Consider the following 22,693-nt stretch of genomic DNA (forward strand, 5'->3'; position numbering starts at 1 on the left):
GGCATCCCAGAGCGGACGCAGTTGTCGAATCAGGTTGTCTCCGCTGAGGGCGAACAGGATTATGGAAGAAGTCTAGTTTAGTGTGTGTGTTGGGAGTTGCGTATGTTGCGTTCAGGCATTTGTGGTGCCGCATTTGCGGCCATTCTCGCTGCATCCCCTGCGGTTGCCCAGGATCATAATTGGTCCGGCCTCTATCTCGGCGCTCATGGCGGCTACGGTTGGGCAGATACCGACTATCCAGGTACCCCCGCACACCCACGGGGAGCTCCGCGCCCTGATCTTGAGGGCGGATTGGTCGGTGGCCAGGTCGGCTACAATCACCAGATCAACAACATCGTGCTGGGCGTTGAAGCGGATTATTCGTTCACGCATATGGCTGAGACCGCGCGCGACGGTAATTTCATCACGCAGGATCACGAGTTGTCCGGTTTCGGCAGCATTCGCGGCCGCCTTGGCTTCGCTTCTGGCAACTGGTTGATTTACGGCACCGCCGGTTGGGCATGGAACCGTGCGGACCATAACCAGACGTGCCCCGCAGGCGCATTGGCTGGAACGCATTGCGCCACTGCAGGACAGTACAACCTCAGCAAGTCCGAGACCGAAACTGGTTGGGTTTATGGTGCTGGTGTTGAAACCGCGATCACCGAAAACTGGTCGCTCCGCGCAGAATATCTCCGCTACGACTTCGACAGCGAAGGCTATAATCTCGGCACTGCGCCGTCCGGCGTCGTGATCGGCACCAAGACGCTTGAGCATGAAGTCGACGTCGTTCGTCTTGGCGTAAACTATCGTTTTGGCGGACGTTCCGATCATCATCCGGTGTCGCTCAAGTAAGTAAGCCGGCGCGTCCGGACGACGGGCAAGGAATATAAAAAGGGGCCGTAACTGGCCCCTTTCGTGTTTCAGTTTGTTGGGCTGGGCATGTCGCTAAGAGCGGCTTCACTGTAGCCCGATCACCACGCAACCTTGACGCCGAGTTTGCCGTCGTAGGCGTTTCCGTCGGCGTGTTCACCGATGCCGACGAGGTACGATGCGTTGGCATAGATCGCGGCACCGTCGCCTACATCCGCTGTGAAGCCGGTGTTGATTTCGAATGTCGTGCCGCCCATGTCGGCTGCGAACGGGATGAAGCCCGTTGCAGACGAGAACTTCGTCTTTGGATCGCCAAGGAATTCGTACCAGAAGTTCGGCCGTACCCACGCGGTGAAGCTGGATGGTTCGCCCGTCAGCCAGGTCGGCGTGCCGAAGTCCTGCGCGAAGCGCACACCCACGCGGCCCACCAGCGAGTTGACGTTGTCGAAGTGCACCTGTGCGGCGACATCCGAACCGTTGTTGAGGTTGATGGTCTGATAGGCGAGCTGCACCTGCGGCTCGATGCTGAAGCCACCAGGCTCCGTGTAAACCGGATAGCCGCCTTCAAGCGATGCACCGAATGCGCCGCCATCGGTTTTCAACTTGTCGATGCGGTTGGACTTGGCGTCAATATCGTACCACGAGCCTAACAGCAGCGCGTCGACGTACGCGTTGTCCGGGGTGTAGTGCGTCCAGTAGGCGCCCCATGAGTAGGCCATGAAGCTGTTCTCGCCCGCCTTGCCGTCGCCGATGTGCTGCACATCGCCGGAGCCGTGACCGATGGCGAAGAAGGCACCGGCATGGTTGCGCGAGGTCCCGACATCGCCGTCGCGATAAAGATCCATGCCGCCCTGGAAGGCCCAGAAGTCATAGTCATACTTCGGGCCGGCGCCGTAGATGCCGCCTTTGCCGCCGTCGCGATCGCCGTGCTGACCGATGACACGCGCCCAGGCTGCGTTCGGTGCGCCTTCAGCGTATGCGCTAACGACTGTCCCGCGCCGCTCATGCAGCGTGTCGAGCATCAGTCGACCTACAGCAGCGTCATGGCCGGAACGGCGGCATAGAGCGAGGTTTCCTGGCGCCAGTCGGGAATGTCATCGCCGCCACCGCCACATATCGCCGCCGATGGATCGAGCGCGCAATCGAGATCGGAGCGCAGATACCAGTTGTCGGGATTGGCGCCGTTCTCGCCACCGCGATAGAGGGAGTATTCATACGGACCAGCGACGACCGGAGCTGCGAGCGTGAACAGGCCTGGCACCGTCGTGCTGCCGTTGATCGCATCGACAACGAGAATGCCGTCAAGCGTAGTGAGATCGCCCCCACCGCCGACGTTGTTGACACGAAGTGACGATGTTCCAATGCCGACGCCGTTATCAATCACAAGCCTATCAGACGGTGAACCGTCTGTGCCTAGATGAGTGTTGATACCCAGTGCGCCACCAGCACCACTGTAGGTATTGACGGTCAGCGTTTTGAACGGACCGGCAGCGGATGCGGGCGGCGTGAACTGCACCAAACTGTCCGCCCCATTGCTGAGCGATGTGAGGGATGAATTATCCGGGATATGCCAAGTTGATTGAAATAGATTCACGTCAGAATTACCGCCCGCTGCCGTCGTAGCAGCACCGAAAAGCGTGGAGTTGGCCGCTTCAAACGTTAGCGTTGCCCCGGCGTCAACATTCAAAAGGCGATCAGCATTAAGGGTCGAATTTCCGATCGTTGCGTCCAACGATCCACCGGTAACGTTGATGCCGATACCATCCGCCGCGCTCGTTGAGCTGTTGTAGAGGGTGATGCTGTTGGCGCCGGAAATGGAGCGAAAATTGTCTGAGGCTGGCCCATGAGATGTCAATGTAACACTATTGAGATCCATCGAACTGCCGTTAGCAAGCATTGCTGTTACGGCATTGCTGCCTGAAGTAACGACTGCGCCCGTGTTGAGTGTAATCCGCCCGATGGTGTCGACGTAAAGACCATGAGCGTTGTCCCCTTCGGTGCTGATTTCCGTATCGATTAACGTAATTAACGCGCCTGGACTGACAGCCCCAGCACCCACGGCTCCGTCACCGGTGGTGATGACCGTACCTCCAGTCATCTCAATTATACCGCCTGATGTTGCATTTAAGCCGTAGGCGTCGGAGCCTTCGGTCGTGATCGCGACACCGTTACTCAGCGTGATGAGGCCGTCTAATGCCCAGGCGCCGTGTGCCTCATCGCCTTCCGTACTTATCGTGCCGCCATCAGAGGTGATCGTGTCACCGAGCTGTGCATTTAAACCATGGCTCTGTTGACCTTGGGTGTTGATGATCACTCCGGTCAGTTCAATATTAGAGCCAATGCCAAGGGCTGACCCGGACGCACCGTAGGCGGCTTCACCCTTAGTTGTAATTGTGCCGCCCACGGCTGTGATAGTTCCGCCGTTATAACTAGCCAGACCATGGCCATTTTTGCCTTCAGTGCTGATCGCCACCCCTTGCAGGGTGATGAAGGAATCGCTGCTCTGCGTAACGGCCCCGAACGAAAATTCGCCCATTGTACTGATTGTGATACCGTCAGCTGTGACGCCGCCTCCGGAAGCCTCCAGCCCTGCGCTCTGTTGACCTTGGGTACTGATCGCCACGCCATTTAGCAGCGTGATGATTGAACCCGTGCCCCTTGCATAGGCGCCGACTTCATAGTCGTCCATTGTGGTGATCGTGGTTGTGCCGGCGGTGATGCTGCCGCCATCTAGCGCATACAGACCATAGCTGGAGTTGCCTTGGGTAGTTATCGTGCTGTGCTCCAGCGTGATGCGCGCATCGGCGCCCCATGCGTAGACGCCGAATGCCGAAGTGCCGGTTGTGGAGATAGATGATCCAGGAGAGGTTATGGTGATTGATCCATTCTGATCCGCATATGCTCCGTACGCGCCGTTTCCGCTTGTTGTTGCCGTCACGACTCCGCTGCTTACAATGGTTCCGCCGTTCAGCGCCCAAAGCGCATACCCGGCGCTGCCGGATGCTGTTGTGTCATAGTTCCCGCTGGCAATCTCATTGGTGCCATTCGCTATAAGTTGCTGAGCTTGCGCTCGCCCTCCTTGCATCACGGCAAACATCGCGATGATTGAAAACGCGCAGCAATGCGCATGGCATGACAAGGTCATAACCGTCCCTCTCGAAAAACTGGTTGCGGTCATGCCGCTGAAAATTGGAAGTGTCGCGCAGCGCAATGCAGCAACACCTGACGCGCTAGCTGGGGCACGGTATGAAGGTGACTAAAACAGCGGACGTCATCGCGCGTCATAGAGCGACCCCGACTGATCTGAACACAGACCAGCATCGGTGATTCGCAACGTGCGGCTATTCCTGCTCGCTGGGGCAAGAGTAGATGTGCTCAGTACCGTCGCAAATTAAGCACGGTGCACTGATTAATTTGAGATGACAGACATCCACTATCGGGTAGTGCAGTAATGGCGGAGTACTCCACGCTTCGATCTGGTCTCACTTCGGCTGAGAGGATCATCCAACTTGATGACTACAAACGTCGCAGAGCCGAAAACATCCGCTGTGAAAGAGAACCCGGGTGACTTCGTCACCTGACTCATTGCCTTCAGCGGAATGGGCATCGCGAGATTGATAATGCCATCGTCCCGGCACATCTGCTGTTTGCGCAGTAAAACTGACGACTTGCGTAGGCTGCCAGCTCATTCTTGGCGAGGAATATAATAGTGAGCAAACCGATGCGCTCTATCGCAACCGACATTTGCCTAGCAGTTTATTGACTGACGATGGTCGCGACCGTGGTGCTGCGGGATGTTCGGTCGCCCAACTTCACAAGGCTGCGTCGAATGTCTTCGATCCGCATATCACCTATGTTGGTGATTAGGGCTGATTGAGTGCCGCAACGTGAGCCACGCGGTCCTGCGCGATCTACGTATGATAGATCACGCCAGTCTTTATCCTACCGTACAGGAGCCGGTGGAGGAACCAGAAAAGAGGAGGATCAAGAAAACCAAGCTTTACCCGCAGGTTAGCTTGTGATGCTGGCGGTCCCTACGGGAAGACCGCTTCGGCCCGACAAGGCCAGCAAAATCAATGACTTACAACGTCGCCCCGCTCCAATTGATACCACCTAGCGATAGCCCTGAAGGGCTCGAAGATGGCCGTTCGGGAGCTGTATCACGTTCGCGCTTCAACGTCGCGTCGATGATGTATCGTGTTCCGAGGGTCGCAACTGTTGCTTCCGCTGTTACACTAGTGGCGGCTTCCGCTGGCTTCGGGGCATTTTACGCGTGGACCACGGGCAATCATCACGGGCCCTTCATTGGCGCTTTGAGCGTCTGCATGGCGCTCGGCCTTGAGGCTGCAAAGCCCTTTGCGATTGAAGGCGCGGCCGCTGCGTTGCGCTCATGGTCGCCAGTCCGTGCAGCGGCCCTTGCGGTTCTCAGTATCGTCGCCGTCACCTACAGCCTGACCGCCGAGCTATCGCTTATGGCCGCGTCCCGCGCCGATGCCTCCGCAACGCGCTCACAAGCTGCCGACGCCGCCGACGCCGCTAAAGCCCGCTATGACGCCGCCCGTCACGAACTCGCCACTTTGCCCGTAACGCGGCCCGTAGCAGCCCTTGAAGCGGAGATCGCCCGCCTCAAGACGACGCCAAGGCTAGCGCCTTGTGACGACACGGGCTCCAAGGCGTTCGGCAAGGTTTCTCGCCGTGTCTGCGGAGAGATCGCCACGCTCACCGCCGAAGCCGCGACCACGGCCCGCCGCACGGAATTGCAGACGGCGCTTGCAGCCGCCGAAAGTGACCTTGCATCGGCCCCGCTGGCGACTGACGCCGATCCGGCCGCCGCTGCATTGGTCACATACCTAGGGGCTCTTGGTGTCCGCGCCGACGCCGCCGAGCTGTCCCGTTGGTTGGCCTTGGTGCCGGTGCTGGCCCTTGAGGTCGGGAGCGCGTTCGCGGTTCTTCTCGTGGGCGGTACGCACTCTGTTTCAAGCCGTCCCAAAGGTGTCCCGGACAGCGTCTCAGAAGCTGCCCACAAGGCCTCTGGCGAGGCCATTGCGTCCGATGTTGCAGCGTTCGGTACTGTCCCACCCCTCCCGGCACTTGCCGCGCAAAGGCCCGTTTCTGAGGCCTCATCGGCAGCCCTGAACGATGGCGGTGCAACGGCCTCGGGCGGCGCTTTGAAAGCAGCCTTGCTGGAACACCTACAGGAACATGGCGGAGAGCTGCGAACGGGGCAACGAGGGCTGGCGAAGGCGCTGGGAACATCCACGTCGGAGCTGAACCGGACGCTCCACAGCCTAGCCGCCGCTGGCGTCATCGCCCTCAGCACGGCCCCGCACGGCACCGAGCTGCGCTTGATTGGCTGATCATAACCACCGCAGCCACCGCCTCAGAAAAACACTGAGGCCCGGCTGAACGCATCCACAATTTCACCGGCCAACAACGGCCACAACACCAAGGGGACACGATCATGATGACGACCACCACCGACTTCACGACCTGCGAAGCCCTTACAACACCTCTCACGGCCCGTCAGTACGTTGAGCGGCACGATGAGGACGTGTTGAACTACGTCGCAGACCTCGACAAGGCCCTAGAAGAGATCACGTCACGGGCCCACGTAGAGGCCGCGCGGCTTGGTGTTCCTCATTCCGCTGACGGCCGTTATCCGGCTGCGGTATGGGCTCTTGAAGCCACCCGCAACTGCTGAGGCGCAAGCCCATTCCTGCCCTAGAAGAGGCCCGTATCGCTTAGCAGCGGTGCGGGCCCTGCTGTTACCGGGGGGCTTATCTCACCACGCGACCTTGACGCCGAGCTTGCCATCATAGGCGTTGCCGTCGGCGCGTTCACCGAGGCCGACGAGATAGGATGCGTTGGCGTAGATCGCCGCGCCGCCGCCGATGTCAGTGCTAAAGCCGGTGTTGATCTCGAACGTGGTGCCGCCCATGTCGGCCGCGAACGGAACGAAGCCGGTGGCCGATGAGAACTTCGTCTTAGGATCGCCGAGGAACTCATACCAGAAGTTCGGACGCACCCATGCCGTGAAGGTTGACGGTGCTCCGGTCAGCCATGTCGGCGTACCGAAGTCCTGAGCGAAACGAACGCCCACACGTACGACCAGCGAATTGACGTTGTCGAAGTGCACCTGAGCGCCAACATCCGAGCCGTTGTTGAGGTTGATCGTCTGGTAGGCAAGCTGGGCCTGCGGTTCGATGCTGAAGCCACCGGGACCGGTGTAGACCGGATAGCCGCCTTCGACCGAAGCACCGAACGCGCCGCCATCGGTCTGCATCTTCGGGATGCGGTTGGACGCCGCGTCGATATCGTACCACGAGCCCATCAGCAGCGTGTCGATGTAAGCGTTGTTCGGTGTGTAGTGGGTCCAGTAGGCACCCCATGAATAGGCCATGAAGCTGTTTTCGCCCGCCTTGCCATCACCGATGTGCTGCACGTCGCCGGAGCCGTGGCCGATGGCGAAGAACGCACCGGCATGGTTGCGCGACGTGCCAACATCGCCGTCACGGTAGAGGTCCATACCGCCCTGAAAGGCCCAGAAGTCGTAGTCGTATTTCGGGCCAGCGCCGCAAATGCCGCCTTTGCCGCCGTCGCGATCACCATGCTGACCGATGACACGCGCCCAGGCTGCGTTCGGTGCGCCTTCAGCGTAGGCGCTGACAGCCGTGCCGCGCCGCTCGTGCAGCGTGTCGAGCATCAGGCGACCGTACAGCAGCGTCATGGCCGGAACGGCCGCATAGAGCGATGTCTCCTGCCGCCAGTCGGGTGTATCAGGGGCGCAAAGCGGCGCTGATGGGTCGAGTGCACAATCGAGCACGGAGCGCAGATACCAGTTATCGGGGTTGGCACCGTTCTGGCCGCCGCGATAGAGCGAGTATTCATAGGGTCCGACTACCACCGGCCCGGCGAGCGTAAGCAATCCCGGCACGGTTGTGCCGCCGTTAATTGCATCGACCACGAGGATGCCGTCGAGTGTTGTGAGATCACCGCCACCGCCAACGTTAGTCACGCTAAGCAGCGAAGAGCCAAGGCCGCTGCCGCCGTCGATTATAAGTTTATCGGATGGCGAGCCATCGGTGCCGAGGAACGTATTAACGCCCAGCGTGCCGCCAATGCCTACATAGTCCTGCACCGTCAGCGTTTTGAACGGACCGGCACTCGAACCGGGTGGAGAGAACTGCGCGAGACTGCCAGTCTGATTGATCAGTAGCGTAAGGTTGGAATCGTCGGTGATATTCCACACGGATGAGCCTAGAAGGTTTATTTGCGCCGTGCCGCCGGCGGCCATTACCGCGCTACCGGTAAGCGTCGTGCTGTCCGCGTAGATGTTGAGTGCGCCGATGTCGCTCACATTCAATAGTTTATCGCCGCCGGTGATGGTGGCGTTTGTGAGCGTGGCAGTGAGCTGGCCACTAACAACTTCAAAACCCGCTCCATCTGCGGCGCTCAAGCTGCTATTGGTGATCGTGACCGTGCTTGGGCCGGTTGAATGCACGATATTGGCGATAGCACCGGAAGTAGTCACCGTGCTGTCAGTCAGAGTGACCTCTCCACCGGATGCTAGTACGACACCATGCGATCCGGCTCCGGAAGTGCTTACGGTGGCGGACGTGGCAATCAAGTCCGTAGAAGCGTAGAGGCCGGCGGCATCACTGCCGGATGTCGTTACTGTCACATTGTCCGCCGTAAGCACACCCTGTGTGAGGGCCCGGAGCCCTTGGGCGCCTGTGCCCGACGTCGTGACAGCCCCATTTATGAAAGTGACCGAAGCGGAGTTCGCAACGACACCGAAGGCTCCGTCGCCGTTGGTAACGACGGTGACGCCGTTTGCATCAACTGTACCAAAGGTGCCTGCAAGGATGCCTTGGCTGTTGTTTCCGTGCGTGGTTATCGTTGTCCCGGTCCCGATAGTAATTAGCGACCAAGATGAGGTCGCCCGCGCACCGGCAGATGCGTTGCCAGATGTTTCGATGGTTGATCCGGAAGCAATGTCGATCTGTCCTCTGCTCGTCGCCCTCGCGCCATCGCCACCGGCTCCGGTTGTGGTGATGGTCAACGGCGACGTGCTGACGATGATGCCGTCGATGTCCGCTAGCAGGGCAGGCTCCCCAACCGTGATGATGGTCCCGCTGGCCGTCTGGGTTGCACCGCCCGTTGCGTGAACTTGCTGAGCTTGCGTTTCGGAAGACTGCAACACTGATAAAAGTGCCAACATCGAAACCGCGCAACAATGCGCATGGTATGGCGCGGCCATAACAAGTCCTTTCAATTCGGTGCGCGGCGTTGCCGCTGAATTTGGAACTCTGTTGACGCGCTCGCGCTCTATCTGGCGCGGCATTAACCTAGTCGCGGCTCACCTGAGCTGTTTAAGCATCAGCGATCTGATCATGGCAGTGAGCGACGTTCAGGCCATACGGTCGTGTTATGCTCAGGACCGTCGCATATTAAACACGGTCCACTGAACGTTGTTCTCAGTGCTTTGACGGATAGTGTTTAGGTCAGCCACAAACGCAAAAGGGCTCGCGAAGAGCCCTTTCCGTGCCGTGCTAACTGTTGTGCAAATGCCCCTTTGCAGAGGCCTTCACGAGTCAGCATCGGCCTTGTAAGAGAACTCACGCTTCAGCCCGCGATCATCCATGATGCGGTAAACCGACGACCTGCCGATGTTTAGAAGCTTCGCAACTGCTGTGGGGCTTTCACCCGCCACAAGCATAGCCTCAACCTCGTCGGCCTTTGCCATCGCAGTCGGCGCACGGCCTTTGTACTTGCCCTCTGACTTCGCCTTTGCGATGCCCTCGCGCTGGCGCTCCAACATTAACGAGCGCTCGAACTCCGCTACGCTGCCGAGTACGTTGAGCATCAGCTTCCCGGTGGCGGTGGACGTGTCGAGGTTCATTGCGAGGATGCGCAGCGAAGCGCCCTTTGCCTCGATCCTATCAACAATCGTCAGCAGGTCGCGCATCGACCGTGCAAGGCGGTCCAGTTTCGTGACGACAAGCGTGTCACCGTCTCGGAGGTAGTCGATAGCCGCTTCCAGCTCCTCGCGTTGCGCCACCGACGAAACTTGTTCGGTGAAGACTTTCTCGCAACCTGCCGCCGCAAGGTCGCGCTGCTGCGCCTCAAGTCCAGCCTCTTGCTCGGAGGTCGAGGTCCGTCCGTATCCAATCTGCATGTGCTTCCCCTATCCCACGTCATGCACCGTATGATCTAAAGATATGAAGGCACAAACGTCCCAAAATAGCAATGCCGCTTTAATGGGACACTCTTCACGGCTCTTGCCGGTCGCCCTCAACGAGTCACTAGGGCCTGCTCTTGTGGGACACTCTCTAGCCGTCACCGTTTTCCAGCGGACGGGGTTTCGTCGGCACTGGCACCCGTAGCGCCCTGAACCGCCAAGCACCCGTCAGCCGGAAAACGGTCAGGCTCTATGCAGCGGCTTTGAAGGTGCCGTCGAAGGGCTGGTAGCGGACGACCACGGGCCCCTCCAAGGCGCTCTCACGGGTGTGCAGCCGCGCCGCATCGCTCACTCGGCGGTAGCGCAGCGTCGGCGTCCACTTGTCAGGTGTGATGAGTGAAGGGGCGAAGACGTGTAAGGGGCGGTTTCCCGTGCCACGAGCGACGCTAGTCGCGTCTCGGTTTTCCAGCACACGGGCGGCGACGTGAACCGGGTCTTTGGCATCCGAGACAATCTCTTCTCCGTCCGGCGAGTGCAGCGTGACGGTGTAACGAAGGCCCTTAGAAGGGATAGAGGCAGGGTGCAGGTAGATGGATAGTGGCGCTATGGCAGTATCTCCGTGGGTGTTGGAAGGGCAGGTGAATGCTCGCCGTCGATTGAGAGACGGACGCGAGTGAGGTGTTGGTGCGCGGGACGGGAAGCCGAGGAGGTCTAGCGCCGCTTGAGACGCGACTGCATCGGCCGGGAGACAACAGCCCCCGCCCCCCTGCTGCTGCTCAACGGCGACCGACACTCAACGAGAAGCCAAGCATCCGAGCGGCGAAAGCCTCGCGCTCAAGAACGTCTCAGAAATTCGGAGGTCGGTCGCCGGAGCAAACCTATAGGAACGGGCCCGGCGCGGGGGGAATGGCGGGCGGCGGGATATTCTAAATACCCCCTCGCGTTTTCGCAGCAAAACATCCGGGGTCTCTTCCACCCCGTCCACGGTCCTAGGACACCGCTCACAGCCCCTACCGTATCCCCCCGTACAGAGCCTCTTGAGTGGTTCCGGCTATATGGGTCGCCAGCTTCTTCAAGATGCCGCTGTACGGGCCTTGTTTGGGCACCTATCGGCAGCGTTTACACGCCAGCTAGGCCGGGAGTTGCCGCCCACGCCGTCGCCGCCTCCAACGCCGCCCTGCCAAGCTTGAGCTGCCGGACTGCGTTGGGAACATAGCGGGCTCTGGTGAGATACTTGCGGCCGGTCCATCGGTCGGGGCCGTCTCGATATTGAATCGTCCAACACGTTGCGTGACTGCCGTCTACGCCGCTGGCGATGAGGCGGTGGCGCTCATCGAGTTGCAGTACGACACCGGGGAAGTCGTCCGAAGACAACATGGGTTTTCGTGCAAGGGTCCGTTCGGGTGCGGTGAAAGATGGTGCGATCGTCTCTGTCGAGTGTGGCGGTGCGAGCGTTATGTCGTTCTCCGAGGTTTCAGGTTGCGGGACGTGGTCTTCACAGCAAACGACAACGCCCCTGAGGGGCTTCCTCAAGGGCGTGTCATCGGCGTTTAGCGGGTCGTGTTAGGTCGTGCGAGGTGTTGGCACGGGCTGTACAAGGCAGCCGCGTTCGGCTTCGATCTTGTCCCACACCTCCGGCTTTATCCCCGACCAGAAGCGGAGCCAGAGCGCGTAGTGATCCTGCCGGAGCCAGTAACGGGCATTTGTCACGGTCATTCCGGTCTCGACCGCGACCTGAGTGATGGGCTTTGCACGGAACGGAGAGAGGCCGCGACGTTTCCGGTCGGCGTCGAAGATGAGGTGGAAGCCTTCGGAGAGATAGGCGGCGAGCTTTCGCTGGTGCCGCGTGGGGTATTCGCTCTTCCGAGGTATCGCCACGCCTTTCGGAGCTTGGCTTGAGGCGGTTCGAGAGGGCTTGTCGGTCCGGACTTTGGGGCGGGAAGTCATTTCAGTGAGCCTCGCCATCTTCTGCGTTTCGTTTCGCCGCCGCCATAGCGGCCTGAATTTCCGCCTTTGTCGTCAAGCCCGCAGCATAAGCTTTCCCGAGACGCTTTGAGACCTCGCCCTTTGATATGCCGAGGACTGATGCAGCTTCGGCTTGCGACTTGAACTCGCCGTCGAGGAAACGACGCACCAGCTCTGCAATAGCGGGATCAACTAGCGTATCCCAATGCCATCGGGCATCGGCGAACGACACGTTGAACACCTTGCGGCTGTCCGCCGACTGCATTCGCGTCTTCGTGAAGTCTAACAAGAACGCAGCACCGTCCGATGCAGCCTCACGAGGGTTAGGCCGTAGTCGGACGATTGCTTCAAAGGTCGTCGCGATCTTGGAAGAGCCCCGATACTGCTCGCCGTTCTTATTCGAGTGGTGGACGACAAGCACGGCCGCGCCTGCTGACTTTATCCGCAGCAAGAGCTTCAGGAAGTTGTCCCACGCGGCGGCTGCGTTCTCGTCATCGACGGTCGCTAACGTGCTGAGGTTGTCGAGGACCACGAGTTGGGGGCGGTGCTGCCGAACGATGGCAAGGATCGCGTCCGCGTCGTCGGGATTGCTGAAGTCAGGGAAGTTGTCTTCCTCCTCCGGCTGGTCGTGCCTTGCGAAGAGGACGACGTTCTCGCGGATGAGGTCGGGGTTGCCGCCTTCTGCGGCCTTGATGGCGAGCTTAGCGCGTCCCTTCAGGTCCGCCATATCCATTTCGCCGTCGATATAGAGAACCCTGTTCGGGCTTTCCGCTGACCAGTGCCCGAACGTGCCGCACGTTGCCACGGCGGTTGCGACGGCAAGAGAGAACCAGCTTTTGCCTACGCCGGGTGGGGCGAAGACCATGGTAGCGCCTCGCTCAAGTAGCCAAGGACCGAGTAGGCGGTTCCTCGGCTTGATCGTCTCGTCGTCGAGAACGTCGCCAAGAGGCCGGATGCGGGGCGCGGAAGGGGTTGGTGAGGTAGTCGAAGCATTGGTGGTGGTCGTTGAGGTCTTCATAATCTCCGTGAGGAAAGCGCCACCACCGAACGGTGAGCGCGGGTTGATGCCGACGAAAGGGAGGAAATTCCACCCGTATCGGCGGGTTTGTAAGACACTGACAATCAATAGTATTTCCGGGTTTCCTAGCTATATAAGCAAGAGAAACTGGAAACATCTGTACTGAACTAGGGTGAGACCCGAAGGTCTCTCTCATCCCTTAGGTCTTCCAGACACAGCCAGCAGGTAAGAGCTGAGACAGCAGGCTCAACCCTAAGGGCATCGGCAGGGCCTTTGACTGGTATCTCAGGGCCTCTTAGGGGGTGGTGTCTTGGAAAGACGGGCACCTAAGGAATTGTCTGAGGGTGGGGATCTTGGTGGCGGGGCTGCTGATAGGGGAGCCCCTTCAACAATCGGCACCACCAGCATTCCCACCGCAAGAGCCTCTGCTCCGCACAATCCTGCGATTGTCATGCAACGGCTTTGCCGATGCCTTGAAGATGGGGCTGCTGCCGGGAGCCTTGCGCCTATGTTGTCGGCCGACGCGGATGCGTCTGCTTGTCCAAATTGGGCAACCTATGTTGTCGGCCGACACGTCTCCTTAGACCGGAGGAGGCAACCTTTCGTTCTCTCCGTCACCTTCGAGGGCCCCGACGATGCCTTCGGAGCCACGTCTGATTATCCGGACTAGGCAACCTATTCGGTCTTTCACCGCCGTCACCGCCCGAGCGGCACCCCTCCCACACCCCTGCACGGAAGCCTTTGTTGTCTTCGCACGACTTCCCCGGCACACCACCGCCGCTCGGACAAGGCTTCGTCAAAGAGCCGATGAGGGGCTTTTCAGAGGGGTATGCGCCCGACTTTGAGGTCGGGGGGTACTATGGGAGGGTAAGGGCGGCGAAGGGCCTGTAGCGGGGTTTCTGAGGGGCTGTGACACGGGCGGTCGTCGTGGCGTAGAGCGCCCGTCTGACGGACCATGCGAGCGCGGCGCACTAGCTGCGGATCAGCAAATCAGGCAGCGTTCACGCGAAACCTTTTGCAACGGAGGGGCTAGTGAGCTGGTTGTGGAACTGGTTGTCGGGAAATGCGCAGAGCATCTCAATCTTCGGCGGTGGCTTCTTCACACTCTGCATCGCTTTATGGAAGTGGCGCACCAACACTCAAAAAGTGAAGCTCGATTTATTCGACCGCCGGTTGGCGATCTACAACGCCACGATGGATTTGGTGTGTTCGGTGCGCCGCGACGGGCAACTAAACTGGGATCAGTTGAGAGCTTTCAGCAGAGACACTAGGGACGCTCGTTTTTTGTTCGGAGATAAGCTTGCGAAGCATCTAGCCGAAATGGACGTTCGTGCAGAGCTGTTGATCCGAGAGGAAAAAGAATACCGCCGCATTCGGGACGAAAACCTAGAAGGCATTGAGCCGGTTTTAGATCGGCTTGAAGCGATAACTGACTGGTTCAAAAACACCTCGGAAGAACGTGACCGGATGTTTCAGAAGAGCTTGAGCTTGGCAGGTTGGCGGCCGTCGCTTGGGTGGCTTACACGTGCTCGGAGCTAGAACAGCCGGTGGATGCTTAGGCGTCCCTAGTGAGCGAGGGGGCGTCGTTGCGCCTTACCTTGAATAGACGCCACGCGAGGCCTATTTCCTGCCCGCAAATACAGGTCCAGTGAAACACTTCGCCCGGCTTTGTCCGGTGAACTGGAACCCAAGGCACACTCTGCGAGACGCCACATTCGTGACAAGGAACTTCTATGATACGTCGCTCGAACGAAGTTTCTGCCAAGTGGAAGACATAGCTTTCGTAACATTTAGGACTGGCGCAGCTAACCACCTGCTTGTCGCTTAATAAGCTGCCTGTTCGTTTGTTGGGGAATCCGCACACGCAAACAAAGGATATCGTTCCGAGCGTACCTGTTATTGATAACGTACTTCCTGAGATATTTCTCAGCTCTGCTAGAGCCTCCTCGACTTTCGGTCGGATGGCTCCGCTCGCACCGTACTGCCCCACATAATCCTGACCGTCTTCGGGGAGTCGCAAATGCAGAGCAACATTTGCTAGAGCATTCCATAGTCTCCCCAGCGTCCGGGGATCAAATCCAACTTGCGTTCCAACTTCGGTCCAAACCTGATTTGCGAAGTCGTCTTCTGTCTGCTCACTCCTATCGCAAATGGGCATCCGCGAGATTGAGAACGTAGCCGTCGCGGCGGCTAATTCGTCTGCTGTTTGTGCAATGAAGTTGACGACTTGCCTAGGCTGCCAGCTCGCCAATTCTTTGCGCGGAATGTAAGCGTGAGCCATCCGCAGCCGGTCATAGCAAATGCGCTCTATCGCAAGGCGGCACTCTAGCGCTGCGTAGGTCAAATCCCTCGCCGTTCCTGCCAGCAACAGCTTTTCGATTTGTTCAATGGTGTCCTTAAGATCAATCAATGCGGCGTCTCCTGAGCTTTACGCGCACATCAATCTTCCCCTCACACAACGCGGTTGAACTGTTTATCCGTTTTCGGCCGCGTCTACGCTAGGGTAAAGGTGCTCAAGCGAAAGCCCCGGATATTCCACTTTCGCCACCGCATCGGCCAACCGTTCCATACCAAAGCGGCGAGCGCTGTCGCGAGCCCCGTATCGTCGCCCTACACCGCCCCCTGAGTGTCCCGTAAGAGCGTCGTTCACGTCTTCGCTTTCAGCCTTCCAGCGCAAGGCGTCCTTGAACCCGTGCCGGAACGAATGGAAGACCGGAGCATCGGTCCCCTTGATTCCGAGCTTGGTTAGGTAGCGGCCAAACCACTTCGACCAACGCTCCGCAAAGCCGTCGCGCGGGCCTTTTTCCATGAGCGGGAAGAGCGGCGCTTTCTGTCCGCCAAGGCGGCGACGAGCATCGACATAGGTAAGGAAGCCGAGGCGCTTTAGCTCAGGGTGGACGGGCACGACACGACGCGATGATTTGTTCTTTACGCGAGCACCGCGCTCTTCGTCGTTGGTGATGCGGAAGTAGCGGATGCCGGTGGGCTCATCGGTCTCAACGTCATCCGCCGTGAGGGCCGCTAACTCGCCCTGCCGGGCCCCCGTAAAGAGCGCCAGCAGCGGCATCCAATACGCGCCTTCGCCACCGCCACCCTCCGGCCTATCGCCCTGAGTGAAGACGCTTGAGTTGAACAGAAGCTTGAGGCGGGCCGTATCCCAAAGAACAGGGTCCGGCTCCGGCTCATCGACGCGCATCTTTGCAAACGGATCGGCCCAAATCCGGTCGTCGGGAATAAAGCCGTTGTCGTAAGCCCAATTGCATATAGCCTGCCCTCCGCCGAGCAGCTTGTTCACCGACGCGGGCCCGAGGCGCTTTGCGGCGGGGTGTGCTTCCGACCACTTCACAAGTTCCGGCAACTTGGCCTTGCGCAACGGACCGGCTCGGTTCGTGGGGATCATCTGCACGGCCTCGCGGTACTCGCGGACGTGGCTCCGGCGAATGTCTCTGATCCGCATATCGCCGTGAAGTTCTATGAAGCGCTGGATGGCGTTGTAGTATTCGCGGTCAGTGCTCGCCACGGATGAACGAGCTTTCTTCCAGCCTTCGTAAGCGGCGCTCAAGGTGTCCTTGGCGGATGATGCCGACGACGCGGGACGCTCAGAAGCGCTCAACGGCGGCTCAAGAAGGGGCGGCGTCTCCACCACCTCGCCAGCGTTGCGCCGGTCCAGAGCTTCGAGGTGCTGCACATAGCGTTTGAGAACGGCCGTGCCGAGGGCCCGGTAGGCCTTGGAAGATGGGTCTAGGCCGATGCGGAAGACGGCCATCAACTCGTCTAGCTCGTCATCGACGAAGCTGAGGTCGCCCCTTGCAAGGGCCTTGCGGGCTGCCGGTAAGAGGAAGTCCACGGTGCTCTTGTGCTTGTCGAACTCGCGTTCGCTCATCCCGTAGGGCGGTGCAGCCTCATCAAGGTCGAACGCCGACGCGACGACCACGCCAGACACTTGGTCGGCGACTTCCCGAAAGAGCTGCTGCGATCCAGCGCCATCGCGCCGGACCTCATCGTCTTCGCTGAGCAGCGAGGCATAGAAGTAGTCGGCCATCGTCTTGACCTCGCCGTCGCTGAGGTCGTCACGCTGCGGGATGGGGCTCACGAGCGCCGCCGCCTTCGCCAGCACCGCATCGAACTCTATCAGGATGGGCTTGGCGGCTACGTTGGCGATCTTGAGGTCTTTGGTGCCGAGTGAGCGCTGCAACCACGCCACGCGTTGCCGCTCGTCCCCGAGCACTCTTGCAACGGCCTCTTCAAGGCCCTTGGGCACTTTCTTGCGGACGACATAAGTGCCGTGCCGATTCTTCACGACGCCCATGAGTACCCGCACGATTGATACCACCCGTTGATACCACCGGGGCGGTTGCAAGTTGCTGATTTTGCGATATTCTCGTCGGGCCAATCACTTAGGATGGCTGTGGCGGTCCCTACGGGAGTCGAACCCGTCTTTTCAGATTGAAAATCTGACGTCCTAACCGATAGACGAAGGGACCGCAGGCGCATGGGTATAGGGGTGATTTGCCGATCGCGCAAGCAACACTCGGGCGCGGCGAAACGGCCCGGGTCTGCGGCTGGCGATTTGTCCACATAATACCGCCGGACAAGCATCTAACCCACTGATGCAACGTGTTTTCCTGTAGGGCATTCTATTTCTGGTGGCACCGGGCGATCGCGACGCTGGTCGATGTATATGGCGCTGAAGTTGGCGTGGGGTTTCGGAGATAGGCGACGTGACCGGTTCCGGTGCTCAGCACCAGTGTGTGACCAGCGTCTGGAGCACCGCGGAGGGCAAGGATTTGGGCGCCGCCATTCCGCAGAAAGTACGCTCATGGCGTGGAGATGATGTCTGACAATCGCGCCGGCGCAAAAACACTCCCTAGGGAATGGCGAACGCCCTAATAGCCGGATTTAAAAAGATGTTTTCTGAATGATATGGCGGAGACGGAGGGATTCGAACCCTCGATACGTCTTTAAAAACGTATAACGGTTTAGCAAACCGCCGCCTTCAGCCTCTCGGCCACGTCTCCACAAGCGTGCGGTAATAGATGCGACCCGCTGCGAATGCAAGCCGCCGTTTGTCTCCATCCCACCTATTCAACGGGCTGCGCCAAAAATGCGCAATCAGCCTTGACGCTCCGCCCGTAAGACGCCCATCGTCAAGGGGCGGTTAACTGTTGGCAAGACGATGGGAAACACTGGTTTCAGAGAGTGGCTCATGAACACGGCGTCGAAGCCTGCCGCTGTGAAGTTTGCCGCTGTGTCGGGCGCTTTGATCGTCCTTGGTACGGCTGCGCATTTCACGGGGGCACAAGCTCAGGAGTTCTGCGTCGCCTGCCAAGGACCGGAGGCCAGCTATCGCTGTCTGATCGGCGGCGAAGGCACCCCGGCGGCGCGCTCCTCCAGAGGACAGTTCCTCTGCATCACGGAACTGGCCAAAGCCGGGGGGCATGCAACCCGTAGTGTTTCGCGCAGTCAGGCGACGCCATGCCCTGGTGAAACGCGCTCGGTGCTGTTCTCTTTGGCCGACCCCGAAACATCGCCACTGGGCCAGGCACGGACAGACGGTGCGACCGCTCCGGCAATGGGGCTTTCGGGCTCGCCCCAGATCCCCCCTGCAGCGGTTGGTTCGACGGTTCCTCACGCTGCTCCGGGGGGTGGCATGCCACCGATGACACCGGTGGGCACGATCGATGGTGGGGCATACCCGCCAGGACATGGACAGCCTGCGGGTGAGGAGGGCTATCCGACGCCACTGCCGCCGGAAACTGCCGCGGAAGCCGAGCGTGCTGCCGCCGCCAAACCCCAAAAGCCGGGCGCCCTGCAGGATATGGCGAACAAGACCGGGAAGGCATTCAACGACACCGGCAAGGCCGTGGGCAAAGCCGTCAAGAAATCGTGGGACTGCGTGACGTCTCTGTTCGGTGACTGCTGACAGAGGAGCAGGCGCGTTCGGCAGCGCGGACGGTGGTGGTCCGCTGGTCGATCTCGGATTGCGTCCTTCTTTAGCAGGTGAGCGCAGAGGCGCGTTGCTTGATTGCGCACGAACTGGCGCCGAAGCCCGCAAGGGTGGCCTTTGCGCGTGCAAATCTATCGCCTGACGATGTTCTTTTGGCGGTGTGCGGAAGCAAGCGGATGAAGCTTCAATCCCGGCTTCGCTCACCGATGCGGCAGGACAATCACGCACCGGCAGCCAGCTACCCGGAGAGGAGTCGTCGGTGCGAAAAAGTTCAACTTGGCATGGATCCCGGCCGTTGTCGGGATGACGGTGTGAGGAGGTGAGCGGTTTCAGCGCGACACCCGACTTCACTCACCGAGGTGCCGGCTGCGCCGGGGCGTCGCCGCGCAGTTGCGAAAAAAGACGTCGAGCATGTGTGCTGCCAACATTGGTGGAGGGCGGAGCCGTCCTCGACCAGTTTGGCGCCGCACGGGCAGCGCGTGCGTCACGCCAGAAAACCCGTGGGTGCGGGACGGCAATCATGCACCGGCGGCCGGCTACCCGGAGGGGGGGCGCCGGTGCGAAAAAGTTCAAACTGGCGTGGATCCCGACCGTTGTCGGGATGACGGTGTGCGGAGGTGAGCGGTTTCAGCGCGCACCAATCAGCGCTGGCGGCCGGCTGCGCGGAGCGCAGTCGCCAGCGCTAACTTAAATCGTCAGATCTGCGCCAGTGCCTGTTCCAGGTCGGCGATGATGTCGTCCTTGTCTTCAATGCCGACCGACAGACGCACAACATCCGGCCCGGCACCGGCGGCGATGCGCTGTTCGTCCGTTAGCTGACGATGTGTGGTTGAAGCTGGGTGAATGACGAGGCTGCGCGTGTCGCCGATGTTGGCCAACAGGCTGAACAGCTTGAGGTTGGATACCAGCTTCACGCCGGCCTCATATCCACCCTCAACGCCGAAGGTGAACACGGCGCCTGCTCCGTTGGGGCAAATGCGTTTGTGCAGATCAAAATAGGGGCTGGAGGGCAGCCCCGCATAACTGACCCAGCGAACCTTCGGATGTTTTTCCAGCCAGGAGGCAACCGCAAGCGCGTTCTCACAATGGCGCGCCATCCGCAGCGACAGCGTTTCAGAGCCGGTCAGCAGCATGAAGGCATTGAAGGGCGAAATGGCGGGGCCGAGATCGCGCAGGCCCATCACGCGGGCAGCGATGGCGAATGCCATGTTGCCGAAGGTGTCGGCGATCTTGAGGCCGTTGTAAGAGGCGTTCGGATCCACCAGCGTTTTGTAATGGTGTGGACTGGCGCACCAGTCGAAGGTGCCGCAATCGACAATGGCGCCGCCGATAGAATTGCCGTGACCGCCGATGAACTTCGTCAGCGAGTGGACAACAATGTCAGCGCCGAATTCCTTCGGACGGCACAGGTATGGCGTTGCGAGCGTGTTGTCGACGATGAGCGGCACGCCAGCCTTTTGGGCAACCGCAGCTATGGCAGGCAGATCGACAACAACACCGCCGGGATTGGCCAGCGATTCAACGAAGATTGCGCGGGTCTTTGGCGTGACGGCCTGCTCAAAGCTGGCGGCATCGGTGGCGTCTGCCCAACGTACGTTCCAGTCAAACTTCTTGAACGAGTGATTGAACTGGTTGATGGAGCCACCATAGAGCTGACGACCGGCGACGAATTCGTCGCCCGGCTCCAGCAAGGTATGGAAGGTGAGGAATTGCGCGGCGTGGCCGGACGCGAGCGCAAGCGCTGCGGAGCCACCCTCAAGCGCAGCCAGCCGGCCTTCCAGCACAGCCTGCGTCGGGTTTGTGATGCGCGTGTAGATGTTGCCAAAGGCTTCGAGGCCGAAGAGCTGCGCAGCATGGTCGGCGTCGTTGAACACGTAGGATGTGGTTTGATAGATCGGCGTCGCCCGCGCATTGGTGGTCGGGTCCGGCGCCGCACCCGCATGAACCGCGAGGGTGTCAAATTTGGGCGCGCGAGAATCCGTCATCGTTATCTCCCTATTCCTGTTCTTTGACCGATTAGGGAAGGGAAGGGGCAGTGCAAGTCAACGGTCATTCTGATCATAAACAACGCGCGGGGCATGGACTTGGGGAGGAGGCTGCGCGCGGGGCAACTTTACTGCAACGTTTCTCAAAGGCAGCGCAAAAGTGGCCGGGAACAGCGCGCGGGTATGCCAGCGGATGCAGCTTTAAATCGGGCTGCGATGCAACGGAAATGACGGAATAGTCAGCAGTTTGCAGGGGCTTTTCTTTGCAGCGGCTGCCTGCGTTAACGCCGCGCGCCAGCCGTTATCGCGCGCTGACAGCGGACTGTTGCCCAAACCATGGCTCTATCGGCTATAGTCCGGCCCGCGGCATTGACATCGTGCGCGGGGTTCATCCACTGGCCCCCGTGATGGTGGCTATTCGTGAACGGTAGTCGCTCTCACGGATACTTCGTGCGCCGTTGCATTCTCTACTGGAGACACGCCTTGATAAACTCGCATCTTTCCGGCCGGTCCGCAGCTTTGATCGTCGTCGGGATCGTTGCTGCCATTGTGGTCGGGTTGGCCGTGGTGGCGATATATCAGGTGGAGAAAACCTTGACGCCGACTCCGGTTGCGGAAGTCGTTGAGGAAACGCGTGAAGCGGAGTTGGCGCCTTCGCTCGATTGTGCGTTCCGTCCCTTCATCACTCGCAGCAACGCGTTCTATTTCTATTTCGATGTCGATTATGCGAAGGGCAAGACGCCTCTTTTCTATGAGCGTGCGCTGGTTTCAGCCGATGGCAGCCGGAAGCGCTACGCGGGCGATGAGCGGCCGGTGTGGACGTACGCAATCAACGAAGATGGCAAGCCGACGATCAAGTCGGCCGACGGCACGCTGATCGTGCTGTATGGGCTGAAGCTTGGCGCTCCCGGCATTGTGCCGGTGGAAGCGGGCATCAGAAGCACCGTGTTGCGCAACCTGGGTGGCGAATGCCGCCAGACCAATCTTGACGGCCTGCCCCACTGATAAGCGCGCGCAGTCAGGTCGTTGCTGCGTGATTAGCGAATGCGATGGCAGCGGATGGCTGCAGCCATAATATCGCGCTGCGATATTTGTCGTTCCGCGTCGCGCTGAGCTGAGCTGCTTTAGCCATTGATCTGTTGTGCGGATCAAATTTCACGGCGCAATCGGGCTTGCGTTGCGGCGCACCCGTGCGGACGGCGAGGCAAAGCCGCTCTCCACCATAGATCGCGTATTAAAAGCGTTAAGCACGTTGCAGGCGGAGTTGATCGTGGTTATATTCGGTGCGACAAGTTGGCAGGTATTCTGTCTGTCACAAAGGTTGCTGACTTAGCTCTGGCCAATCGGCTGGTGGGGTCAGCCGGAGGCTTCCATGGCCACACTTGAGCAGCCTATTGCCGCCGAGAGCACAGTCATTGTGCATTTTGCTGAGGCGGCTGAGCCATCGATCGTCCGGTCGCAAGCCTTTGATGTCGCGAAAGTACCGATGCTGTTACAGGTTCTAGGATTGAGCTGGTTGATCGGGGCGGCGATAAGCGTGGCTTTTGTGTCCACGCTTTTGTTGTTCAACGTCGCCGGTCTCAAGGATCTGATCGTACGGTCGGACGTCTACTTCCTGGCGATGTTTTTGCTGTATTTCTTCAATATGTTGACGTTCTCAAGCGTCTCCATGGGCATCACGATCATGCGGTTGCCCTGGGACGACGATAAGCGCTAGCCGGAGTTCGGGCAGCGCAATCGCGCCG

The 22,693-nt window shown here is 59.7% G+C and carries 17 protein-coding genes and 2 tRNA genes; 7 read left to right on the forward strand and 12 right to left on the reverse strand.

What is annotated here, in order from left to right; all coding sequences use genetic code 11:
• The first annotated feature begins 102 nt into the window (after positions 1–102).
• Positions 103–834: a porin family protein gene (locus tag QEZ49_RS10995; protein ID WP_280386848.1), complete on the forward strand. Its 732-nt coding sequence runs from the start codon at positions 103–105 to the stop codon at positions 832–834.
• Between the two features lie 119 nt (positions 835–953).
• Here QEZ49_RS10995 and QEZ49_RS11000 read toward each other — a convergent pair whose 3' ends face one another.
• Positions 954–1,874 carry an autotransporter outer membrane beta-barrel domain-containing protein gene (locus QEZ49_RS11000; RefSeq protein WP_280386850.1) on the reverse strand — a complete coding sequence of 307 codons (921 nt, stop codon included), beginning with the start codon at positions 1,872–1,874 and terminating at the stop codon, positions 954–956.
• 8 nt (positions 1,875–1,882) lie between these two features.
• On the reverse strand, positions 1,883–4,030 hold the full coding sequence (locus QEZ49_RS11005; protein ID WP_280386858.1) for a pertactin-like passenger domain-containing protein: 2,148 nt from the start codon (positions 4,028–4,030) through the stop codon (positions 1,883–1,885).
• A gap of 1,147 nt (positions 4,031–5,177) precedes the next feature.
• Between QEZ49_RS11005 and QEZ49_RS11010 the strand changes: the two genes are divergently transcribed.
• Both QEZ49_RS11010 and QEZ49_RS11015 read left to right on the forward strand, forming a co-directional pair.
• Positions 5,178–6,209, forward strand: a complete 1,032-nt coding sequence (locus QEZ49_RS11010) for a hypothetical protein (RefSeq protein WP_280386860.1) — start codon at positions 5,178–5,180, stop codon at positions 6,207–6,209.
• Between the two features lie 104 nt (positions 6,210–6,313).
• Positions 6,314–6,553 carry a hypothetical protein gene (locus tag QEZ49_RS11015; protein ID WP_280386862.1) on the forward strand — a complete coding sequence of 80 codons (240 nt, stop codon included), beginning with the start codon at positions 6,314–6,316 and terminating at the stop codon, positions 6,551–6,553.
• 81 nt (positions 6,554–6,634) lie between these two features.
• Here the strand turns inward: QEZ49_RS11015 and QEZ49_RS11020 are convergent, their stop codons facing one another.
• The 5 genes from QEZ49_RS11020 to QEZ49_RS11040 all read right to left on the reverse strand — a co-directional run bounded on the left by QEZ49_RS11020 (position 6,635) and on the right by QEZ49_RS11040 (position 13,124).
• On the reverse strand, positions 6,635–9,055 hold the full coding sequence (locus tag QEZ49_RS11020) for an autotransporter outer membrane beta-barrel domain-containing protein (RefSeq protein WP_280386864.1): 2,421 nt from the start codon (positions 9,053–9,055) through the stop codon (positions 6,635–6,637).
• Positions 9,056–9,439: 384 nt separating this feature from the next.
• Positions 9,440–10,030: a recombinase family protein gene (locus QEZ49_RS11025; protein ID WP_280386865.1), complete on the reverse strand. Its 591-nt coding sequence runs from the start codon at positions 10,028–10,030 to the stop codon at positions 9,440–9,442.
• A gap of 1,122 nt (positions 10,031–11,152) precedes the next feature.
• Positions 11,153–11,410 (reverse strand): hypothetical protein, encoded by a 258-nt coding sequence (locus QEZ49_RS11030; protein WP_280386866.1) that lies wholly within the window; start codon positions 11,408–11,410, stop codon positions 11,153–11,155.
• 186 nt (positions 11,411–11,596) lie between these two features.
• On the reverse strand, positions 11,597–11,911 hold the full coding sequence (locus QEZ49_RS11035) for a hypothetical protein (RefSeq protein ID WP_280386867.1): 315 nt from the start codon (positions 11,909–11,911) through the stop codon (positions 11,597–11,599).
• 70 nt (positions 11,912–11,981) lie between these two features.
• The gene (locus QEZ49_RS11040) at positions 11,982–13,124 is read right to left on the reverse strand and encodes an AAA family ATPase (protein ID WP_280386868.1); all 1,143 of its coding nucleotides are present in this window, start codon (positions 13,122–13,124) and stop codon (positions 11,982–11,984) included.
• Between the two features lie 924 nt (positions 13,125–14,048).
• Here QEZ49_RS11040 and QEZ49_RS11045 point away from each other — a divergent pair.
• Positions 14,049–14,555: a hypothetical protein gene (locus QEZ49_RS11045; protein ID WP_280386870.1), complete on the forward strand. Its 507-nt coding sequence runs from the start codon at positions 14,049–14,051 to the stop codon at positions 14,553–14,555.
• A gap of 16 nt (positions 14,556–14,571) precedes the next feature.
• Here QEZ49_RS11045 and QEZ49_RS11050 read toward each other — a convergent pair whose 3' ends face one another.
• The 4 genes from QEZ49_RS11050 to QEZ49_RS11065 all read right to left on the reverse strand — a co-directional run bounded on the left by QEZ49_RS11050 (position 14,572) and on the right by QEZ49_RS11065 (position 18,034).
• Positions 14,572–15,426, reverse strand: a complete 855-nt coding sequence (locus QEZ49_RS11050) for a hypothetical protein (protein WP_280386872.1) — start codon at positions 15,424–15,426, stop codon at positions 14,572–14,574.
• A gap of 63 nt (positions 15,427–15,489) precedes the next feature.
• Positions 15,490–17,325 carry a site-specific integrase gene (locus QEZ49_RS11055; RefSeq protein ID WP_280386873.1) on the reverse strand — a complete coding sequence of 612 codons (1,836 nt, stop codon included), beginning with the start codon at positions 17,323–17,325 and terminating at the stop codon, positions 15,490–15,492.
• 100 nt (positions 17,326–17,425) lie between these two features.
• Positions 17,426–17,500 (reverse strand) — tRNA-Glu (locus tag QEZ49_RS11060).
• Positions 17,501–17,940: 440 nt separating this feature from the next.
• Positions 17,941–18,034, reverse strand: a tRNA-Ser gene (locus QEZ49_RS11065).
• Between the two features lie 188 nt (positions 18,035–18,222).
• Between QEZ49_RS11065 and QEZ49_RS11070 the strand changes: the two genes are divergently transcribed.
• Entirely contained in the window at positions 18,223–18,939 is a 717-nt protein-coding gene (locus QEZ49_RS11070; protein ID WP_280386875.1) for a hypothetical protein, read from the forward strand.
• Positions 18,940–19,658: 719 nt separating this feature from the next.
• On the opposite strand, the gene QEZ49_RS11075 is transcribed toward QEZ49_RS11070, so the two are convergent.
• Positions 19,659–20,948 carry an O-acetylhomoserine aminocarboxypropyltransferase gene (locus QEZ49_RS11075; protein WP_280386877.1) on the reverse strand — a complete coding sequence of 430 codons (1,290 nt, stop codon included), beginning with the start codon at positions 20,946–20,948 and terminating at the stop codon, positions 19,659–19,661.
• A 483-nt stretch (positions 20,949–21,431) separates the two neighbouring features.
• On the opposite strand from QEZ49_RS11075, the gene QEZ49_RS11080 reads away from it, so the two are divergent.
• A complete protein-coding gene (locus QEZ49_RS11080) occupies positions 21,432–21,953 on the forward strand; it encodes a hypothetical protein (protein WP_280386878.1) in 522 nt (173 codons plus the stop codon).
• A gap of 367 nt (positions 21,954–22,320) precedes the next feature.
• Positions 22,321–22,665, forward strand: a complete 345-nt coding sequence (locus QEZ49_RS11085) for a hypothetical protein (RefSeq protein ID WP_280386880.1) — start codon at positions 22,321–22,323, stop codon at positions 22,663–22,665.
• Positions 22,666–22,693: the final 28 nt, after the last annotated feature.

The organism is Hyphomicrobium sp. D-2 (assembly GCF_029872155.1).
Lineage (GTDB): Bacteria > Pseudomonadota > Alphaproteobacteria > Rhizobiales > Hyphomicrobiaceae > Hyphomicrobium_A.